The organism is Rhizobium sp. PvP014 (genome assembly GCF_017876855.1).
Classification (GTDB): domain Bacteria; phylum Pseudomonadota; class Alphaproteobacteria; order Rhizobiales; family Rhizobiaceae; genus Neorhizobium; species Neorhizobium soli.
In genome coordinates this window covers 1,874,251-1,892,075 of record NZ_JAGIOT010000002.1, presented here as the reverse complement: position 1 = coordinate 1,892,075, position 17,825 = coordinate 1,874,251, and the positions used below count along the sequence as shown (strand labels likewise).

Below are 17,825 nucleotides of genomic sequence, written 5' to 3'. Positions count from 1 at the left end.
CCCTTGAGTCGCGGCTGGAGTTCGTTAACATGCCTGTTGGAGGAGGGGCTTCGCTTCTCGATGGAAACCGCGGAGACTGACGGTCAGACTGTGCGAAGTCATGCGCAGGCTGACTGTTTGTTCGCGCGATCGGTCGAGAAAGCGGACGTGTGATGCTGTCGTTTACGGCTGTGGCGCATCCCTCGAAGCTGGCTATCTGGTTTCTCGAAGAAAGGATGCGACCTTGGACATCAAACAGATCATCGGCGGCCAGTTGGCCGACGCCATTTCGGGCAAGACGTTCGAACGGATCAGTCCCTTTACGGGCGATGTCGCGAGCCGATCGCCGGCGTCCGGCATCGAGGATGCCAAGGCCGCGGTCGCCGCAGCGCAGACCGCCTTTCCGGCATGGTCGACGACCGGTCCCGGCGCACGTCGCGCGCTTCTCAACAAGGCGGCAGATGTTCTTGCCTCCAAGGGTGGCGAGCTCACCGAGCTGATGACCGCCGAGACCGGCGCGACAGGCGGATGGGCCGGTTTCAACGCACATCTTGCGGCCAACATGCTGCGCGAGGCGGCGGCCATGACGACCCAGATCCAGGGTGAGATCATCCCGTCGGACAAGCCCGGAAACCTGTCGATGGCGATGCGCCAACCGGTCGGCGTCTGCCTTGGCATCGCGCCGTGGAATGCACCGATCATTCTCGGCGTGCGGGCCATCGCCATGGCGCTTGCCTGCGGTAACACGGTCATCCTCAAGGCCTCCGAAGCATGCCCCGGACTGCATGTCGCGATCGGCAAGGTGTTTATCGAGGCCGGTTTCCCGGATGGAGTCGTCAACGTCATCACCAATGCACCCGAGGATGCCGCCGTCGTTGTCGAGGCGCTGGTTTCGGCACCCGAAGTCCGCCGCGTCAACTTTACCGGTTCCACCAAGGTCGGCCGCATCATCGGCGAACTCTGCGGCCGCCATCTGAAGCCGGCGCTTCTCGAACTGGGCGGCAAGGCACCGATGCTCGTGCTTGAGGACGCCGATATCGATGCGGCCGTCAACGGCGCGATCTTCGGCTCGTTCATCAACATGGGCCAGGTCTGCATGGCGACCGAAAAGCTGATCGTCCACGACAAGATCGCCGACGAATTCGTGGCTAAACTGTCCGAGCGCGCAGCCAAGCTTCCGGCGGGCGATCCCCGCGGTCACGTCGTGCTCGGTTCGCTGGTGACGGTCGGTGCCGCGGAGAAGATGGAAGAGATCATCGCCGACGCGATCGCCAAGGGGGCCAGTCTCACCGCCGGCGGCAAGCGCACCGGCAGCGTCGTGGAGGCTACGGTGCTCGATCACGTCAAACCCGGCATGCGCATCTATGACGAGGAGTGCTTCGGTCCGGTCAAGCCGATCATCCGCGTCAAGGACGAGGAGGAGGCGATCCGGATCGCCAATGATACGCAATATGGTCTCTCGGGTTCGGTCTACAGTCGCGATATCCAGCGCGCGCTCGCCGTCGCCGGCCGGGTGCAATCGGGGATCTGCCACATCAACGGCCCCTCTGTCGCGGATGAGGCACAGATGCCGTTTGGCGGCGTCAAGGGCTCCGGTTATGGCCGCTTCGGCGGCAGGGCGGCGATCAACGAATTCACCGATCTGCGCTGGATCACCATCGAGGATCCGCACCAGCACTATCCGTTCTAGCGCGAACGCGGCTGAAGAGGGAGGCCGGCCAATGCGGACGGCGCGCGGGGTTACCTCGTGACGTCGATCACGATCCGGCCGCGCACCTTGCCGGCGATGATCTCTTCTGCCAGTTGCGGCAGGTTGGACATCGGTTCCGTTCTGGTGATGGCGGCAAGCTTTCGGCTGTCGAGATCGCGGGCAAGGCGCGACCAGGCGGTGAGGCGTTGTTGGCGCGAGGCCATGACCGAATCGACCCCGATCAACGTGACGGCGCGCAGGATATGGGGAAGGACCGTCGCTGGAAGGTCGGGTCCACCGGCAAGGCCGCAGGCTGCGATTGCGCAGCCCCGCATGGTCTGCGACAGGGCGTTGGCAAGCGTCGTCGAGCCGACGCTGTCGATGCCCCCGGTCCAGCGCTCCGTCTGCAGCGGGCCGCCCTTTTCGGCAAGCGTCGCGCGATCGATGAAGCTGGTGGCACCGAGCGAGGCCAGATAGTCGTGGGTTTCGGGGCGACCGGTCGAGGCTGTGACGACGTAGCCGCGCGCCGCCAGAAGCGCGATCGCCACCGAGCCGACGCCACCGGCGGCGCCGGTCACCAGGACTTCGCCTGCGCCGGGTTTAATCGAGCCCCATTTTTCAAGCGCGTCGACGCAGAGTGCCGCGGTATAGCCGGCTGTGCCGATTGCCATCGCCTGTTCCATCGTGAAGGCGTCGGGCAGCGGGATCAGCCATTCCGGTTTGACCCGCTGGTAGCGGGTATAGGCGCCCCATTCCGTTTCTGACAGGCCCCAGCCGTTCACGACCACCTTGTCGCCCGGCTCCCAATCCGGGGAGCGTGATTCGACCACGGTTCCGGCAAGATCGATGCCGCCGACCATCGGCATCCGGCGAGCGATCCGGCCTTTGCCGGTGATGGCCAGACCGTCCTTGTAGTTGACCGTCGAATAGGCAATCTCGACCAGAACGTCATTGTCAGGCAGATCGGCGACGGAGATTTCCCGGAAGGCGCCTTTCGGCTTGCCGGCGACGGTATCGATCACCATGGCGGTAAATGTCTCGGTCATCTCCATGCCTCCCGGGCTCTTCAGGTCTTGACGAGTTGATCCTTGTCTATCCAGATCTCGATGCACTCAGGTGCGTCGGCATCGAGGACCCCACAGGTCAGGCCTGCCTGCGGGGTGCTCCGATCAGGCGACGAGCGGCGTGGTCTTGCGCTCGCGAGGCCGGCCGATCCGTTTCGGCGCCTTGATCTCGACCGCCTGGGCGGTGGTCAGCGCGCCACGAACCGCATCGGAAATGGTGGTGACGACAAAGTCTGCATCGATGTCCTCTGTCGCAAGCGGGCTTTCCCGCTGACCGTCAACGCCGGTGATCATGATCCCCACCCGAACCGACGGCTTCTGTCGCTTGAACCGGCGGACGGCCTGGCGGGCGTGGGCTTTGGAGCCGCCATTGAGGAAAGCGATGAGAACCGTGTCGACATCGGTCAGGTTCATCAGGCTTACCGTCTTGCCGCTCACGGCCGTGTGGTCGGCCTGAGACACGGTGGCGCCCTGAATGGCGAGAACCTGCGACAACATGGCGGCCGCGGCATCGTCGATCGCGCCTCTGCCGCCGAGGCAGAGAACGGATTTCCCTTCGCCGCTGGGCAGGTCGATTTCACCGGTGATCTGCTCTGTGACAGCGGCTTCCCCTTCGGCCGGATCGTCTTCCGCTTCTTCCTCGATCGCGATCTCCGCCAGATTGCCGATCAGCGTCTGGGTGGTTGAGGCAAACAGGGCGATCTGGGCCTCGCTCATCACGCCGCGCTGCCGGTCCAGTTCACCCAGCCTGAGTGCAGGCAGTCCGACTTTTTCATAATAGTCGACGAGATACTCCTCCTCGAGAAAATCCTCCGCGTTGTCGGTCGCCTCGTTGGGATCGCCGGCAAGCAGTCTCTGGTAGAGTTTTTCCTGCGGTTGTAGAACCGGCTCATTGCCGAGCAGCACGTCGAGAAAGCTGAACTGCGGGACGTAGCGACCGAGAACGACGAGACAGACGGTGAGGGGCGTCGAAAGCATCAGCCCGACAGGCCCCCACAGCCACGACCAGAAGATGGCCGAGACGATGATGGCGAGCGGCGAAAGGCCCGTATGGCTTCCATAGAGCCACGGTTCAACGACGTTGTTGCTGACGAGTTCGGTGACGATAAACAGTGCGGCGACCCAGGCAACCAGCGACCATCCGGGGGCAATCGCCAGTGCCAGAAACAGCGGCAGGATCATGCCGATGACCGGACCGATATAGGGGACAAAGCGCAGGACGAGCGTCAACAGTCCCCACAGGATGGCGTTCGGAATACCGAGCAGCCAGAGGCCGATCGAGATCGGCAAGGCATAAAGCGCGTTGACGACCAACTGCATCAGCAGATATTTGCCGACGCGTTTTCCCGCGTCCTGAAGAGCCGCCGTTGTCCTGTGGAGATCGCCGAGGCCGACAAGGCGTATGAACCGGTCGCGCAGTTCCTCCCGCTCAAGCAGCATGAAAATCACGAGGACGATAACCAGACCCGCGGTTGCAAAGGGACTGATGAGTGGCAGAATGAAATTGCCGAGCGTTTCGATCGGGTTGGCGCGGGTTACGATCTCGACAGGCATCGGATCGCGACGCTTGATCTGTGGCGGCGCGTCTTCCTTGCTCTCTTCCGCGTTGTCCTGCAGTTCCGAGCCTATGCGCTCGACGACCTTGCTAAGATGTTCGAACACGCCGTTGCCGGAGCCCGCCTGGCTGAGAGAGTGCACCTTAGCGACGATGTTGCGCTGATAGGTCGGAATATTGTCCGCCAGATTGGCGACCTGTCCGGCAACGATGAAACCGAAGGCTGCAATGACAAAAAACGCCGTGGCGACGGCGAGGAGGACGGCGGCGATCCTCGGGACGTAGCGCTTGCGCAGGAAACTGACGATGGGTGCGAGCGTGAAGGTGAGGAGGAGTGCGAGCGCAAGCGGCACAAACACTTCCTGGCCGACATAGAGGATCACCGCCACGCCGATGAGAATAAGGATCGTTCGGCCCGAAAGGGTCGGCGCGCTCAGCCCGACAGGCTTGTTCGCGATCCCCGCCGCTGCGATAGCCCCTTTACTCATGTCGCTCATAGCCGTCCCCGATTGAATGCGCTGCTGCCAGAACCCAGGCATGTCAGTGTAAATGCGCTTGGAACAAAACTTATCGAGCGGTGACGCGAAAATAATTCGCGAGAGCCGTTTGCGTGTAACGCTGACGGGGAAGTTGGAAGCATTCAAGCCAAGCAAAACCGCAAGTCGTTGCGGCACGGTTTGTCCCAGAAACGATTAGCTGGACGCAAATCGCGAGAGCGAGACCTCGGCCGACCATTCGAGGTCGCTGGGGTTGTAGTGGACGTCCCGTTCGGAAAACGACAGCGGATTGAGGCCGTAGCACTCGGTCCAGCTGCCGCCCGGCTCGATGATCTTGTCGCTTCGAAGCGTTGCCCTGTAGATCAGCGAGCTGTGACCCGCCTGGCGTGCACTCAGCGTGAAGGATGTCGCGAGCAGCTGTCTGTCCGCGTTGTTGGTGAAGGTGACGGAGACGGGCGCGCCGGGTGCCTTGCATGTCTCGCCTCCGGAGCCTGCGACCACGGCGACGGACTGGTTGGTCGGCACTTTCGAGTTGATCTGTCCCGACATCAGCCAGAGGCCGACATAAAGCACAGCCAGAACGGCCACCGCCACTATCCCCGCCCGTCGCGAGTACAGGTAGAGAACCACGACGGCTGCTGCGCCTATTACCCAAATCATCGCGCACCTGTCTTTTCCGGAGTGATATCAACTCCGTATATGTAAGGATTTGGAGGTTAAACCGCAACGGGAACTCCGCAAAGGCCGAGCCCTAAGCGGCCGACAGCAAGATACCGACACGCGAGCGTGCGGGCAAATTCCTATGCGGTTTATATTTCTTAGGCTTCTGGGCCATCTCGAATCCCTATGGGGTTCCGCCGCATATTGAGGACGAGACGGATCGTGATCGTCTCCAGCCGGAGAGAGAATGACGCGTTATCAGAACGACGCCCTTCCTGGCTGACACCACGAACAACTAGGATTCCAGAACAATGATGGATCTTATTCTCGTCGCGGCGACCGTTGGCTTCTTCGGTCTCTGCCTGGTCTATACCCGCGCCTGCGACAGGCTTTGAGGAGGGATGCCATGACCCTCGATTATATCCTCGGCGGCGGTGTGACCGTCTTCCTCGCCCTCTACCTCACCTATGCTCTCATTCGCCCCGAACGCTTCTGACCAAAGCTTCAGCTTGCCCGAAAGTCTCTTCCCATGACCTTCAACGGATGGCTACAGATCCTCGTCTATTGCGGGATCCTCCTTCTGCTCGTCAAACCGCTCGGGGCCTATATGACCCTTGTGTTTTCCGGCGGGCGCACTTTTCTCTCCCCCGTGTTCGGTCCGATCGAACGCGGGCTTTACGCGCTGGCCGGCACCAGCGAGCGTGAAGAGCAGCATTGGACCGCCTATGCGTTTTCCGTGCTGATGTTCAATCTCGCCGGTTTCCTGCTGCTCTACGGCATCCTGCGCCTGCAGGACGTTCTGCCGATGAACCCGGCAGGTCTCGCATCGCCCGGACCGGAATTGTCGTTTAACACCGCCGTCAGCTTTGTTGCCAATACCAACTGGCAGAGTTACGGCGGCGAAAGCACCATGTCCTATTTCAGCCAGATGACTGGTCTCGCGGTGCAGAACTTCGCGTCTGCTGCGACAGGCATGGCGATCGCCATCGGCCTCATTCGCGCGTTTTCGCGGGCATCGGGCAAGGCGATCGGCAATTTCTGGGTCGATACGACCCGCGCCACGCTCTACATCCTCTTGCCGCTCTGCGTCGTGCTGACGCTCATCTATGTCTCGCTCGGCGTTCCCCAGACGTTTTCGGCCTATATCAATGCCACGACGCTTGAAGGCGTCCAGCAGACGATTGCGGTCGGCCCTGTCGCGTCGCAGCTTGCCATCAAGATGCTCGGCACCAATGGCGGCGGTTTCTTCAACGCCAACTCGGCGCATCCTTTCGAAAACCCCGACAGCATTTCCAACATGATCCAGATGCTGTCGATCTTTGCGATCGGTGCCGCCTTTACCAACGTGTTCGGCCGGATGGTCGGCAATCAGCGCCAGGGTTGGGCGATCCTCGCCTCGATGGGCATCCTGTTTCTGGCCGGCGTCGCCGTCGTCTACTGGGCGGAAGCCTCCGGAAACCCGATCATGCATACGCTCGGCTTTTCGGGCGGCAACATGGAGGGCAAGGAAGTCCGCTTCGGGGTCGTCATGTCGTCGCTGTTTGCGGTCATCACCACGGCGGCCTCGTGCGGCGCGGTCAATGCCATGCACGGCTCGTTCACGGCGCTCGGCGGGCTTATCCCGCTCATCAACATGCAGCTTGGCGAAGTCATCGTCGGCGGTGTCGGCGCGGGCTTCTACGGTATCGTGTTGTTCATCATCGTCGCCGTGTTCGTGGCGGGTCTGATGGTTGGCCGCACGCCGGAATATCTGGGCAAGAAGATCGAGGGCAAGGACATGAAGATGGCGCTTCTGGCCATTCTCTGCCTGCCGCTCGCCATGCTGATCTTTACGGCTATCGCCAGCGTGCTGCCTTCGGCGGTCGCCTCTATCGGGACGGCTGGTCCGCACGGCTTCTCCGAGATCCTCTATGCCTATACCTCGGCCGCCGCCAATAACGGCTCCGCGTTCGGGGGACTGTCGGCCAACACGCCATGGTTCAACATCACGCTCGGCATCGGCATGCTGATGGGCCGCTTCCTGGTCATCATTCCGGCGCTGGCCATTGCAGGCTCGCTGGTCGCCAAGAAGACGGTTCCGGCATCGGCCGGCACGTTCCCCACCGACGGCCCGCTGTTTGTCGGTCTGCTTGTTGGCACGATCATGATCGTCGGTGGCCTGACCTTCCTGCCGTCACTGGCGCTCGGTCCTGTCGTCGAGCACTTGATGATGATCGCGGGCCAGACGTTCTGATGGCGCACCATGCGTAACCGTCAGAGGCACCCCGCACAGTCACCTCCCGTCACGCCAAAGCGTGGCGGGATGGTCCCCCGCTGGTGGTGCGGATCGAACGCCATTCTCGTGATGATGACGGCCGTGCTCGCCATCGTCGCAACACTAGAAATCCTTCGTGGCTGACCTTTCCCCGGTCGCCTCCCTTTCCAAGGCTGGAGCCTCATATGAGCCAGGCAAAATCCGATAGCGCACCAAGATCCGCAAGTATCCTTGACAAGCGCATCCTCGTTCCGGCAATCGGCGGTGCTTTTACCAAGCTGAACCCGAAAACCCTCGTCAAAAACCCGGTCATGTTCGTCGTGGCCACGGTGTCTGTGCTGACCACCGTTCTGTTCCTGCGCGATCTTGCCGCCGGCAGCGACGACCTGGGCTTCTCCCTGCAGCTCAACATCTGGCTCTGGTTCACCGTCCTGTTCGCCAATTTCGCGGAAGCCGTTGCCGAAGGACGTGGCAAGGCGCAAGCAGAATCGCTGCGCAAGGCCCGCACGGAGGTCCAGGCGAAACTTCTCACCGGCAAAGAGCGGACCGACTACCAGATGGTCGCCGGCACCACTCTCAAGCTGAACGACATCGTTCTGGTTGAAGCCGGCGACATCATCCCCTCGGATGGGGAAGTGATCGAAGGCGTCGCCTCCGTCAACGAAGCAGCAATCACGGGCGAATCCGCCCCTGTGATCCGCGAATCCGGTGGTGACCGCTCGGCCGTCACAGGCGGCACGCAGGTCCTGTCCGACTGGATCCGCGTGCGCATCACGGCCGCTGCCGGCTCGACCTTTATCGACCGGATGATTTCGCTCGTCGAAGGCGCCGAACGTCAGAAGACCCCGAACGAGATCGCGCTCAACATCCTTCTCGCCGGCATGACGCTGATCTTCGTTCTGGCAACCGCGACCATTCCGGCGTTCGCCTCCTATGCCGGCGGCTCCATTCCGGTCATCGTGCTGGTCGCGCTGTTCGTGACACTGATCCCGACGACGATCGGCGCGCTGTTGTCGGCGATCGGCATTGCCGGCATGGACCGCCTGGTGCGCTTCAACGTGCTCGCCATGTCCGGCCGCGCGGTTGAGGCTGCCGGCGATGTGGATACGCTTCTGCTCGACAAGACCGGCACGATCACGCTCGGCAACCGCCAGGCGACGTCCTTCCGTCCGGTCAAGGGCGTATCGGAACAGGATCTTGCCGATGCAGCCCAACTGGCCTCGCTTGCCGACGAAACGCCTGAGGGACGTTCCGTCGTCGTGCTTGCCAAGGAAAAATACGCCATCCGCAGCCGCGACATGGCGAGCCTCAAGGCAACCTTCGTTCCGTTCACGGCACAGACCCGCATGAGCGGTGTCGATCTGGACGGAGAGCAGATCCGCAAGGGTGCCGTCGATTCCATCCTTTCCTATATCCGCCAGAATGCCGTTGCCGGTGGGCCCGTCACGCAGGACGCCGTCCTGGTGGAATGCCAGGCGATCGCCGACGAGATCGCCAAGGCCGGCGGCACGCCGCTGGCCGTTGCCCGCGGCGGAAGGTTGCTGGGCGTCATCCAGCTCAAGGATATCGTCAAGGGCGGCATTCGCGAGCGGTTTGCCGAATTGCGCCGCATGGGCATCCGCACCGTGATGATCACCGGCGACAATCCGATGACGGCGGCAGCGATTGCGGCCGAGGCGGGGGTCGACGACTTCCTTGCCCAGGCAACGCCGGAAAACAAGCTGTCGCTGATCCGCGAGGAGCAGGCCAAGGGCAAGCTGGTCGCCATGTGCGGCGACGGCACCAACGATGCGCCGGCGCTCGCCCAGGCCGATGTCGGCGTGGCGATGAACACCGGCACGGTGGCGGCCCGCGAAGCCGGCAACATGGTCGATCTCGACAGCGATCCGACCAAGCTCATCGAAATCGTCGAGATCGGCAAGCAGTTGCTGATGACCCGCGGCGCGCTGACGACGTTTTCGATCGCCAACGACATCGCCAAGTATTTCGCGATCATTCCGGCCATGTTCCTGGCCTTCTATCCGGAGCTCGGCGTTCTCAACGTGATGGGACTGGCGACACCGCAGAGCGCCATCCTGTCGGCGATCATCTTCAACGCGCTTATCATCGTTGCACTGATCCCGCTGTCGCTGCGCGGCGTCAAATACCGCGCCGTCGGTGCCGGTGCGCTGCTGTCGCGCAACCTTCTGATCTACGGCCTCGGCGGTATCATCCTTCCCTTCTTTGCCATCAAGGCGATCGACATGGTCATCACGACCATCGGTCTTGCCTAAGGAGCATTCGTCATGTTGAAACAGATCCGTCCGGCAATCGTCATGATCGTTGCCGTCACCGTCATCACCGGTCTTGTCTATCCGTTTGCCATGACCGGCATTGCCCAGGCGATCTTCCCCGTCCAGGCGAATGGCAGCCTGATCGAACAGGATGGCAAGGTCGTCGGCTCCGCGCTGATCGGCCAGGCGTTCACCGGCGAGCAGTATTTCCATGGTCGCCCGTCGGCTGCAGGCGACGGCTATAATGCAGCCTCGTCCTCCGGTTCCAACCTCGGCCCGACCAGCCAGAAGCTGATCGACCGCGTGAAGGCCGACACGGAGGCTGCGAAAGCGACCAACCCGGGCGCGGATGTGCCGATCGACCTCGTCACCGCATCGGGCAGTGGTCTCGATCCGCATATCTCGCCGGAAGCGGCGCTGTTTCAGGTGCAGCGTGTCGCAAGGGCGCGCAGCATGGATGAAGCCGCCGTCCGCGCCATGGTCGAGCGTCATATCGAACAGCGAGAACTGGGCTTTCTGGGTGAGCCTGTGGTGAATGTGTTGGCGCTCAATATGGCGCTCGACGCCGAGAAGTCGTAGTGGAACGAGCGGCGGTCAGTTTGGCCGCCGCTCGTTTGCGGAACGAAAGACCTCCATGCCGGAAGCAAAACACGAAGGCGCTAGCAGACCATCACCGGATGCTCTTCTTGAGTACGCCCGGCAGGAGGGGCGTGGCCGGCTGAAGATCTTTCTCGGGGCCGCACCCGGCGTCGGCAAGACCTATGAAATGCTGATGTCCGGCCGCAGCCGAAAGGCCGACGGCATCGATGTGGCGATCGGCGTGGTCGAAACCCATGGGCGGAAGGAAACCGAAGCGCTGGTCGAGGGCTTCGAAATGATCCCCCGCCGCGTGTTCGACTATCGCGGCCAGCAGCTCGACGAGATGGATCTCGATGCGATCCTTGCCAGACGCCCGCGTCTGGTGCTGGTCGATGAACTGGCCCATACCAACGCCCCCGGCAGCCGCCATCCGAAGCGCTACCTCGACGTCCTCGAAATTCTCGCCAGCGGCATCGACGTCTTTTCGACGCTGAATATCCAGCATGTGGAGAGCCTGAACGACATCGTCGCGCAGATCACGCGTATCCGCGTCCGGGAAACGGTGCCGGACTCGGTGATCGACCGCGCCGACGATATCGAGATCATCGATATTACGCCGCAGGATCTGATCAAGCGTCTGCATGACGGCAAGGTCTATCTGCCGACGACCGCGCGGCGTGCGGTCGAGAACTATTTCTCTCCGGGCAACCTCACGGCGCTGCGCGAACTGGCGCTGCGTCGCACGGCGCAGCGGGTCGATGATCAGCTTCTCAATCACATGCAGGCGCATGCCATTGCGGGTCCCTGGGCTGCGGGCGAACGCATTCTCGTTTGCCTCGATCATGGCCGAAACGGCGCGGCACTGGTGCGCTACGCAAGACGGCAGGCCGACAGGCTGCGGGCACCCTTGACGGCGCTGCATCTGGAGACGCCCGGATCTGCCAATCTGGGCGAGGCCGACAAGGACCGGTTATCGGCTGCGATGCGGCTCGCCGAACAGCTCGGTGCAGAAACCGTGACGCTGCCGGCCTCGCGCGTATCGCGCGAAATCATCGCCTACGCCAATTCCCACAACTTCAACCACCTGATCATCGGCAAGTCCACCAAGCCGCGCTGGCGGGAGCTGTGGGATGGGTCGATCACGCATGATCTCATCCGCTATTCCGGTGCGATCAGCGTTCATGTGATGTCCGGCGGCAGCGAGGAGGCCGTCTCTCCAGGTGTGCGGACAGCGCTGCCGGCGAAGAAGATCAATCCGAAACATTATATCCGCGCATCGCTGTTCATGACGGCGGCCGTTGCGATCGGCACGCTGCTCGACCAGGCGCTCGACGTGCAGAACCTGGCGCTTGTCTTTCTGATGGGCGTGCTCGCCTCGGCAATCCGGGGAGGGCTCGGGCCGGGTCTCTATGCGTCCTTCATCGGCGCTCTCGCCTTCAATTTCTTCTTTCTCGAGCCGCGCTTCACGTTCACGATCCGAGATCCGGAAAGCGTCGTTGCCCTTCTCTCGTTTCTCGGAACCGCCGTTGTGGCGAGCAATCTGGCCGCGTCGGTTCAAAGGCAGGCGATAGCCGCCCGGCAGAGAGCCCGCACGACCGAGGATCTCTACCTGTTCTCGAAGAAGCTTGCCGGAACCGGGACGCTTGACGACGTGCTCTGGGCCACCGCGTTCCAGATTGCCTCCATGCTGAAGGTTCGGGTTGTCATTCTGTTGCCCGAGAACGACACCCTTGCCGTCCGGGCCGGCTATCCGCCTGATGACACGCTTGTCGATGCCGACATCGCGGCGGCGAAGTGGACATGGGAACACAATCGTCCGGCCGGCCGCGCGGCCGATACGTTACCCGGCGCCAAGCGGTTGTACCTGCCGTTGCGCACCGGACGCGGGGCGATCGGCGTTGTCGGGCTCGACAACGACCGGCAGGGACCATTGCTCACCCCGGACCAGCAGCGTTTGTTCGATGCGCTGGCCGATCAGGCCGCACTCGCGATCGAGCGCATTCAACTCGTCGCTGATGTCGACAAGGCAAAGCTTGCCGCCGAGACGGACAAACTGCGCACCGCGCTGTTGACCTCGCTTTCCCATGACTTGAAGACGCCACTTTCGGCCGTGCTCGGGTCGGCGAGCACGCTGAAGGATTTCGGGGCGAACCTGACCGATCACTCGCGAGACGAACTTCTGACCACCGTGATCGAGGAGTCGGAGCGTCTCAACCGGTTCATCGTCAACCTGCTCGACATGACGCGCATCGGATCAGGCGCCATGGAGCCAAACTTTGCGCTTCATTATGTCGGCGATATCGTCGGGACGGCCTTGAAGCGGGCACAGAAAATCACCGCGGATCACAAGCTGAAGGTGGCTATTCCATCCGAAATGCCGATGATCAGAAGCGATCCGGTGCTTCTGGAGCAGGCACTCTTCAATCTCATCGACAACGCGGCCAAATATGCGCCAGAGGGTACAACGATCGAGGTTCTGGGCTGGTCAGATGCGAAATACGTCACCCTTGCCGTTCTGGACGAGGGGCCGGGGATCCCCGATGCCGACCTGGAACGGGTGTTCGACACTTTCTACCGGGTGCGCAAGATCGATCATGTCAAGGCCGGCACGGGGCTTGGACTGTCCATCAGCCGTGGTTTCATCGAAGCGATGGGTGGGCGTCTGACGGCGGGAAACAGACCAGCGGGTGAGGGAGCGATCTTTACGATCCGTATGCCAATTCCGGCCCAGCTGCAGATTGACGGAGACATGCGATGAACCAGGCCGCCACGAGAATTCTGGTCGTCGATGACGAGCCGCCGATCCGCAAGCTGTTGCGGGTCGGGCTTTCGACGCAGGATTTCGTCATCATCGAAGCACCGAACGCGAAGACCGCAATGGAACTCGTGGCTGCCGATCAGCCCGACCTCGTTCTGCTGGATCTCGGCCTGCCCGATATGGCCGGGCACGATCTTCTGGCGAAATGGCGCGCCGAGGGGCTGACGCTGCCGATCGTGATCCTGTCGAGCCGGACGGATGAGGAAGGGATCGTCAAGGCGCTGGAAATGGGGGCAGACGATTACCTCACCAAGCCGTTCAACATGAACGAACTGATTGCGCGGATCCGGGTTGCGTTGCGTCACCGGTTGCAGACCCAGGGCGAAAAACCGATCTTCCAGACGGGTGATCTCAGTGTCGATCTCGTGCGGCGCGTGGTCAGGGTGAAGGGCGAGGAGGTAAAATTTTCGCGCAAGGAATACGACATCCTGCGGATCCTCGTGCAGCATGCGGGGCGCGTGCTGACCCACCGGTACCTGATCGATCAGGTCTGGGGGGAGGTCACCGACATCCAGTACCTGCGCATCTACGTGCGCCAGATCCGCCAGAAGATCGAGGAAATGCCCGACCAGCCGAGGTATATCTTGACCGAAACGGGCGTCGGTTACCGGCTGACCGAAAGCTGAAATCCGGCGGCGGGGTGATCTGGCCGGTTGATCGGTGTATGTCTGCAGCCTGATTCCCGACTGTGATGCGCATCCATGGAAACCTCCCTCTATCTACCGGTCAAATCCTTTCTCGAGACTGCAGGCTATGTGGTGAAGGGCGAAGTTGGCGGCTGTGATCTCGTTGGTCTGAGCGAGGGCGATCCCACCGTGGTCGTCATCTGCGAGCTCAAGCTGAGCTTCAATCTCGAGCTTATTCTCCAGGCGGTCGACAGGGCGGCTATCGCGGACGAGGTCTGGATTGCGGCAAAGCTTTCGCTCAAGGGCAAGGGCCGCGAAACGGACAAGCGGTACCGCGACCTCTGCCGCCGGCTTGGCATCGGTATTCTCGGCGTTTCGGCCGCAGGAGATGTGAGCGTCATCGTCGGCTCCGTGTCGCCCATGCCGCGGACCAATCCGAAACGGCGTTCGAGGCTGATGCGCGAACACCAGAAGAGACGCGGCGATCCCGTGCTTGGCGGCAGTACGCGGGTTCCCGTCATGACTGCCTATCGCCAGCAGGCGCTTAGCTGCGCCGCCATGGTCTCCGACGGGCCGTCCCGCGTGCGCGATATCAGGGCGGTTGCCCCGGATGCCGGCAAGATCCTGCTTTCCAACGTGTATGGATGGTTCGAGCGGCTCGACAGAGGCGTCTACGGCCTCACCGACGCTGGCCGTGAAGCACTGCAGAGATGGCCCCAGCCGGATCCCCGGTCTTCTGACGTTTGATTACCGGCAGGGGCTCCCACGACCACGCCAATGTTCCATGGCTGCATCAGTTTGATGAGGAAATGCGAGAATTATTTGCGACACTTAATCGCGAATTAACTTGTGTTCGGATTCACGAAGTCTCAACGCGTTTGTAGTCCAGTGTGGCGAGCTGAAAGCCGCCAGGCGCGTCCGCGTGGTCGTTTCGAACCGTATTGGAATTACCGCATGCTTGCTTTGATCGACCGCTACATCAAGCAGGCCTGTGCGTCGGACCGGTTCGAGACGCGACGCAAAGTCCTCGCATTCGCATTGCTCATGACCGTTTGCGTCACCGTTGTTGCCGACATTCTCAACGTTGCGGCCCACTACACGCTTCATGCCTTGGGATGGCTGCCGTATGACGTCGTGCCCGCCGCAACGGTTGGGGTTATCATCTCGACTGTCGTTGCATCGGCGCTGACATTTTCGATCGTCTATATCGTTGGTCTAGCAATTCATCACCTCACGATCTCCCGGGCGGCTTTCGAGCATTTGAGCCGGACGGACATGTTGTCGGGGCTGATGAATCGGCGAGCGTTCCTGGATGAGGTGACGCGCGCTCCCGCCGCATCTTCTCTCATCCTGTTCGATATCGATAAGTTCAAGGCGATCAACGACCGCTTTGGCCACGATATCGGGGACCAGGCCATCATTGCAGTTGCGCATCAGCTCGCCGAGATCTTTTCGCAAAGTCGTGCCGTTGCCCGGATCGGTGGTGAGGAGTTCGCAGTCCTCGTGTCAGCGCTTTCGCCGACGGAGCGTCTCTCGCTCGCGCACCGCTGCAGGGCCCTGATTGCTGCACGGCCCATACAAGCGGGCAAAAGGCAGGTCGATATCACGGTGTCCGGTGGCGTTGCGGACCAGGAGGACTACCCTACGTTCGAGGATCTCTACAAGGCCTCCGACAAGGCGCTGTTCGTTGCCAAGGCGTCCGGGCGTAATTGTGTCGTTCACAGCAAAGACATCGCGGTCATTCTCGACGCGCATAAGGTGGCCACGATGTAACGGCCTGTCCGGTAGGCGGCGAGAACACGCTCCAATTCGTTCAGGCCGCTGTCAGCTTGCCGTCATACCCATCCGGTGATGACAACCGGAGGTAAACCCATGCTCACAATCCGAAACACCGCTATTGCACTTGCCCTTTTCGTTGCTGCAACGCCTGCACTGGCCGCCTCTATGGTCAAGGTTGCCGAGTCCGGCGAAGCGGGTGAGCCGATGACGTTGACGATGGATCAGACGACTGTTCCGGCAGGCGACACAACGTTTATGGTCCACAACGACGCGACGACCGAGGAGCACGAAATGGTGCTCGTCAAGTTGAAGTCGCCAGATCAGACACTCACCGTAGTCAAGGCCAAACATCGCGTCGATGAGAAGACGCTGAAAAGCCTTGGCGAAGTTGCCGATCTGAAGCCCGGTGCCGACGGCCAGTTGAAGGCCAAGCTCGTCCCCGGAACGTATATGCTCTTTTGCAACATCAAGGGCCATTACGAAGCCGGCATGCATGCGACCCTCACGGTGACGAAGTAATCACCGCTTGCGTGTGGGCTCCGCCGCCTCATAGCGGCGGTCAAGTCACGATCGGACCGTCAGGCAGACGTGGTCGCCAGCGAAAGGCGTTGCAGCTGTGCAACGCCTCAGGTTGAACCGCGGCTCGATGTCAGGGACGAGCGGTTTCGCGGGAGATAGCGGCCGCGGCTTTTGGGCCCGGTCAGCTCTCCGTCCTTGACGATGGTCCTGCCGCCCAGCAGCATCTGCACCGGCCAGCCGCGGATATCGAGCCCTTCATAGGGCGTATAGTCCGCGCCGTGTTTCAGGAGGTCGTTCGTGACGGTGACGCGCTTGTCCGGATCCCAAAGCGCGATGTCTGCATCGGCGCCGATCGCGATCGTGCCTTTGCGGGGATAGAGACCGTAGAGTTTGGCATGATTGGTCGAAGTCACCGCAACGAACGTGTTGATGTCGATGCGCCCCTTCATGACGCCTTCGGAAAACAGGATCGGCAGACGGGTGGCGACGCCCGGTATGCCGTTCGGGATCCAGCGGAAATTGCGCTTGCCCTTCTCGTTGAGCTTGCCTTCGGGATCGTCGAAGCGGAAGGGGCAGTGGTCGGAGGAGAAGAGGTCGAAGACGCCCTGTTCCAGTCCCTCCCAGCAGGCATCCTGGCTCGCCTTGTCGCGCGGCGGCGGCGAGCAGACGAATTTGGCGCCTTCCATCTCCGTCTGGTCGAGATCATCAGCCGTCAGCATCAGATATTGCGGGCAGGTCTCGCCGGCAATCTTCTGGCCCCGCTTTCGGGCGCGGCGGATTTCTTCCATCGCCTCTCGGTTGGAGACATGCACGATGACAACAGGCACATCGACGATTTCGGCCAGCGACAGCGCCCGGTGGGTGGCTTCGCGTTCGGCGGCGATCGGCCTGGTCGTGGCATGGAATTTCGGGGCGAACTTGCCTTCTTCCTCATGCCGGCCGATCAGGTAGCGGATCGCATCCTCGTTTTCGCAATGGACCATGACCAGCGCGCCGGTGCGCCGTGCGGTATCGAGCGTCGCCAGGATCTCGTCGTCGCGCAAACGCAGACCCTCATAGGTCATGAACACCTTGAGCGAGGTGTAGCCGTCCTCGACAAGCGCCGGCAGTTCCTGGCCGAGGACTTCAGGGGTCGGATCGGTGATAACAAGATGGAAGGCGACGTCGACATGGCATTTGCCGTCGGCCTTGGCGTGATAGATCTTCAGCGCCTCGCGCAACGTCTGGCCCTTCTCCTGCATGCAGAAGGCGAGAACCGTGCTGTTGCCGCCGATCGCCGCCGACCGGGTGCCGGTATCGAAGTCGTCTGCCATGACGATGCCGTCGCCGGACGGCTGGTCGAGATGGACATGGCTGTCGATACCACCCGGCAGGACGAACAGCCCTGTCGCGTCGATCACCTCGTCGGCATCGGTGAGTTCCGCCGCAAGGGCGGCGATCCGGCCGTCCTTGATGCCCACATCGCTCACGAACGTGTCGCTCGCTGTGACCACCGTGCCGTGTCTGATAACCGTATCGAAGCGCATGATCCG

Annotated in this window: 14 protein-coding genes; 10 read left to right on the top strand and 4 right to left on the bottom strand. The window is 61.8% G+C overall.

Going from position 1 to position 17,825, the window contains the following annotated elements; all coding sequences use genetic code 11:
- Positions 1-223: 223 nt before the first annotated feature.
- Positions 224-1,669, top strand: coding sequence for an aldehyde dehydrogenase (locus J3A65_RS13810; RefSeq protein WP_245341546.1), 1,446 nt, complete (start codon positions 224-226; stop codon positions 1,667-1,669).
- Between the two features lie 50 nt (positions 1,670-1,719).
- On the opposite strand, the gene J3A65_RS13805 is transcribed toward J3A65_RS13810, so the two are convergent.
- From J3A65_RS13805 to J3A65_RS13795, 3 genes are all read right to left on the bottom strand, one after another.
- On the bottom strand, positions 1,720-2,715 hold the full coding sequence (locus J3A65_RS13805; protein WP_209901742.1) for an MDR family oxidoreductase: 996 nt from the start codon (positions 2,713-2,715) through the stop codon (positions 1,720-1,722).
- 123 nt (positions 2,716-2,838) lie between these two features.
- Positions 2,839-4,785, bottom strand: a complete 1,947-nt coding sequence (locus J3A65_RS13800) for an AI-2E family transporter (protein ID WP_082471999.1) — start codon at positions 4,783-4,785, stop codon at positions 2,839-2,841.
- A gap of 195 nt (positions 4,786-4,980) precedes the next feature.
- Positions 4,981-5,445 carry a hypothetical protein gene (locus tag J3A65_RS13795; RefSeq protein ID WP_209901740.1) on the bottom strand — a complete coding sequence of 155 codons (465 nt, stop codon included), beginning with the start codon at positions 5,443-5,445 and terminating at the stop codon, positions 4,981-4,983.
- Positions 5,446-5,851: 406 nt separating this feature from the next.
- On the opposite strand from J3A65_RS13795, the gene kdpF reads away from it, so the two are divergent.
- The 9 genes from kdpF to J3A65_RS13750 all read left to right on the top strand — a co-directional run bounded on the left by kdpF (position 5,852) and on the right by J3A65_RS13750 (position 16,293).
- Positions 5,852-5,941 (top strand): K(+)-transporting ATPase subunit F, encoded by a 90-nt coding sequence (kdpF, locus tag J3A65_RS13790; RefSeq protein WP_062460674.1) that lies wholly within the window; start codon positions 5,852-5,854, stop codon positions 5,939-5,941.
- 33 nt (positions 5,942-5,974) lie between these two features.
- Positions 5,975-7,678: a potassium-transporting ATPase subunit KdpA gene (gene kdpA, locus J3A65_RS13785; RefSeq protein WP_209901738.1), complete on the top strand. Its 1,704-nt coding sequence runs from the start codon at positions 5,975-5,977 to the stop codon at positions 7,676-7,678.
- 206 nt (positions 7,679-7,884) lie between these two features.
- Positions 7,885-9,972 carry a potassium-transporting ATPase subunit KdpB gene (gene kdpB, locus J3A65_RS13780; protein ID WP_209901735.1) on the top strand — a complete coding sequence of 696 codons (2,088 nt, stop codon included), beginning with the start codon at positions 7,885-7,887 and terminating at the stop codon, positions 9,970-9,972.
- 12 nt (positions 9,973-9,984) lie between these two features.
- Complete coding sequence (gene kdpC, locus J3A65_RS13775; protein WP_209901733.1) at positions 9,985-10,551, top strand: potassium-transporting ATPase subunit KdpC; 567 nt, start codon at positions 9,985-9,987, stop codon at positions 10,549-10,551.
- Between the two features lie 55 nt (positions 10,552-10,606).
- A complete protein-coding gene (locus J3A65_RS13770) occupies positions 10,607-13,309 on the top strand; it encodes a sensor histidine kinase KdpD (protein WP_209901731.1) in 2,703 nt (900 codons plus the stop codon).
- Positions 13,306-13,995 carry a response regulator transcription factor gene (locus J3A65_RS13765; RefSeq protein WP_209901730.1) on the top strand — a complete coding sequence of 230 codons (690 nt, stop codon included), beginning with the start codon at positions 13,306-13,308 and terminating at the stop codon, positions 13,993-13,995. The genes J3A65_RS13770 and J3A65_RS13765 overlap by 4 nt, the downstream gene beginning before the upstream one ends.
- A 75-nt stretch (positions 13,996-14,070) precedes the next feature.
- Positions 14,071-14,742, top strand: a complete 672-nt coding sequence (locus J3A65_RS13760; RefSeq protein ID WP_209901728.1) for a DUF2161 domain-containing phosphodiesterase — start codon at positions 14,071-14,073, stop codon at positions 14,740-14,742.
- Between the two features lie 207 nt (positions 14,743-14,949).
- Entirely contained in the window at positions 14,950-15,768 is an 819-nt protein-coding gene (locus J3A65_RS13755; protein WP_113165496.1) for a GGDEF domain-containing protein, read from the top strand.
- Between the two features lie 99 nt (positions 15,769-15,867).
- Entirely contained in the window at positions 15,868-16,293 is a 426-nt protein-coding gene (locus J3A65_RS13750; protein WP_209901726.1) for a plastocyanin/azurin family copper-binding protein, read from the top strand.
- 107 nt (positions 16,294-16,400) lie between these two features.
- Here J3A65_RS13750 and hydA read toward each other — a convergent pair whose 3' ends face one another.
- The gene (hydA, locus tag J3A65_RS13745; protein ID WP_209901724.1) at positions 16,401-17,819 is read right to left on the bottom strand and encodes a dihydropyrimidinase; all 1,419 of its coding nucleotides are present in this window, start codon (positions 17,817-17,819) and stop codon (positions 16,401-16,403) included.
- Positions 17,820-17,825: the final 6 nt, after the last annotated feature.

Coding starts and splice junctions, on each gene's coding strand:
- J3A65_RS13805 (WP_209901742.1), bottom strand. CDS start 2,715: ATGACCGAGACATTTACCGCCATGGTGATCGATACCGTCGCCGGCAAG.
- kdpC (WP_209901733.1), top strand. CDS start 9,985: ATGTTGAAACAGATCCGTCCGGCAATCGTCATGATCGTTGCCGTCACC.
- kdpF (WP_062460674.1), top strand. CDS start 5,852: ATGACCCTCGATTATATCCTCGGCGGCGGTGTGACCGTCTTCCTCGCC.
- kdpB (WP_209901735.1), top strand. CDS start 7,885: ATGAGCCAGGCAAAATCCGATAGCGCACCAAGATCCGCAAGTATCCTT.
- J3A65_RS13760 (WP_209901728.1), top strand. CDS start 14,071: ATGGAAACCTCCCTCTATCTACCGGTCAAATCCTTTCTCGAGACTGCA.
- J3A65_RS13755 (WP_113165496.1), top strand. CDS start 14,950: ATGCTTGCTTTGATCGACCGCTACATCAAGCAGGCCTGTGCGTCGGAC.
- J3A65_RS13770 (WP_209901731.1), top strand. CDS start 10,607: ATGCCGGAAGCAAAACACGAAGGCGCTAGCAGACCATCACCGGATGCT.
- J3A65_RS13800 (WP_082471999.1), bottom strand. CDS start 4,785: ATGAGCGACATGAGTAAAGGGGCTATCGCAGCGGCGGGGATCGCGAAC.
- hydA (WP_209901724.1), bottom strand. CDS start 17,819: ATGCGCTTCGATACGGTTATCAGACACGGCACGGTGGTCACAGCGAGC.
- J3A65_RS13795 (WP_209901740.1), bottom strand. CDS start 5,445: ATGATTTGGGTAATAGGCGCAGCAGCCGTCGTGGTTCTCTACCTGTAC.
- J3A65_RS13750 (WP_209901726.1), top strand. CDS start 15,868: ATGCTCACAATCCGAAACACCGCTATTGCACTTGCCCTTTTCGTTGCT.
- J3A65_RS13765 (WP_209901730.1), top strand. CDS start 13,306: ATGAACCAGGCCGCCACGAGAATTCTGGTCGTCGATGACGAGCCGCCG.
- kdpA (WP_209901738.1), top strand. CDS start 5,975: ATGACCTTCAACGGATGGCTACAGATCCTCGTCTATTGCGGGATCCTC.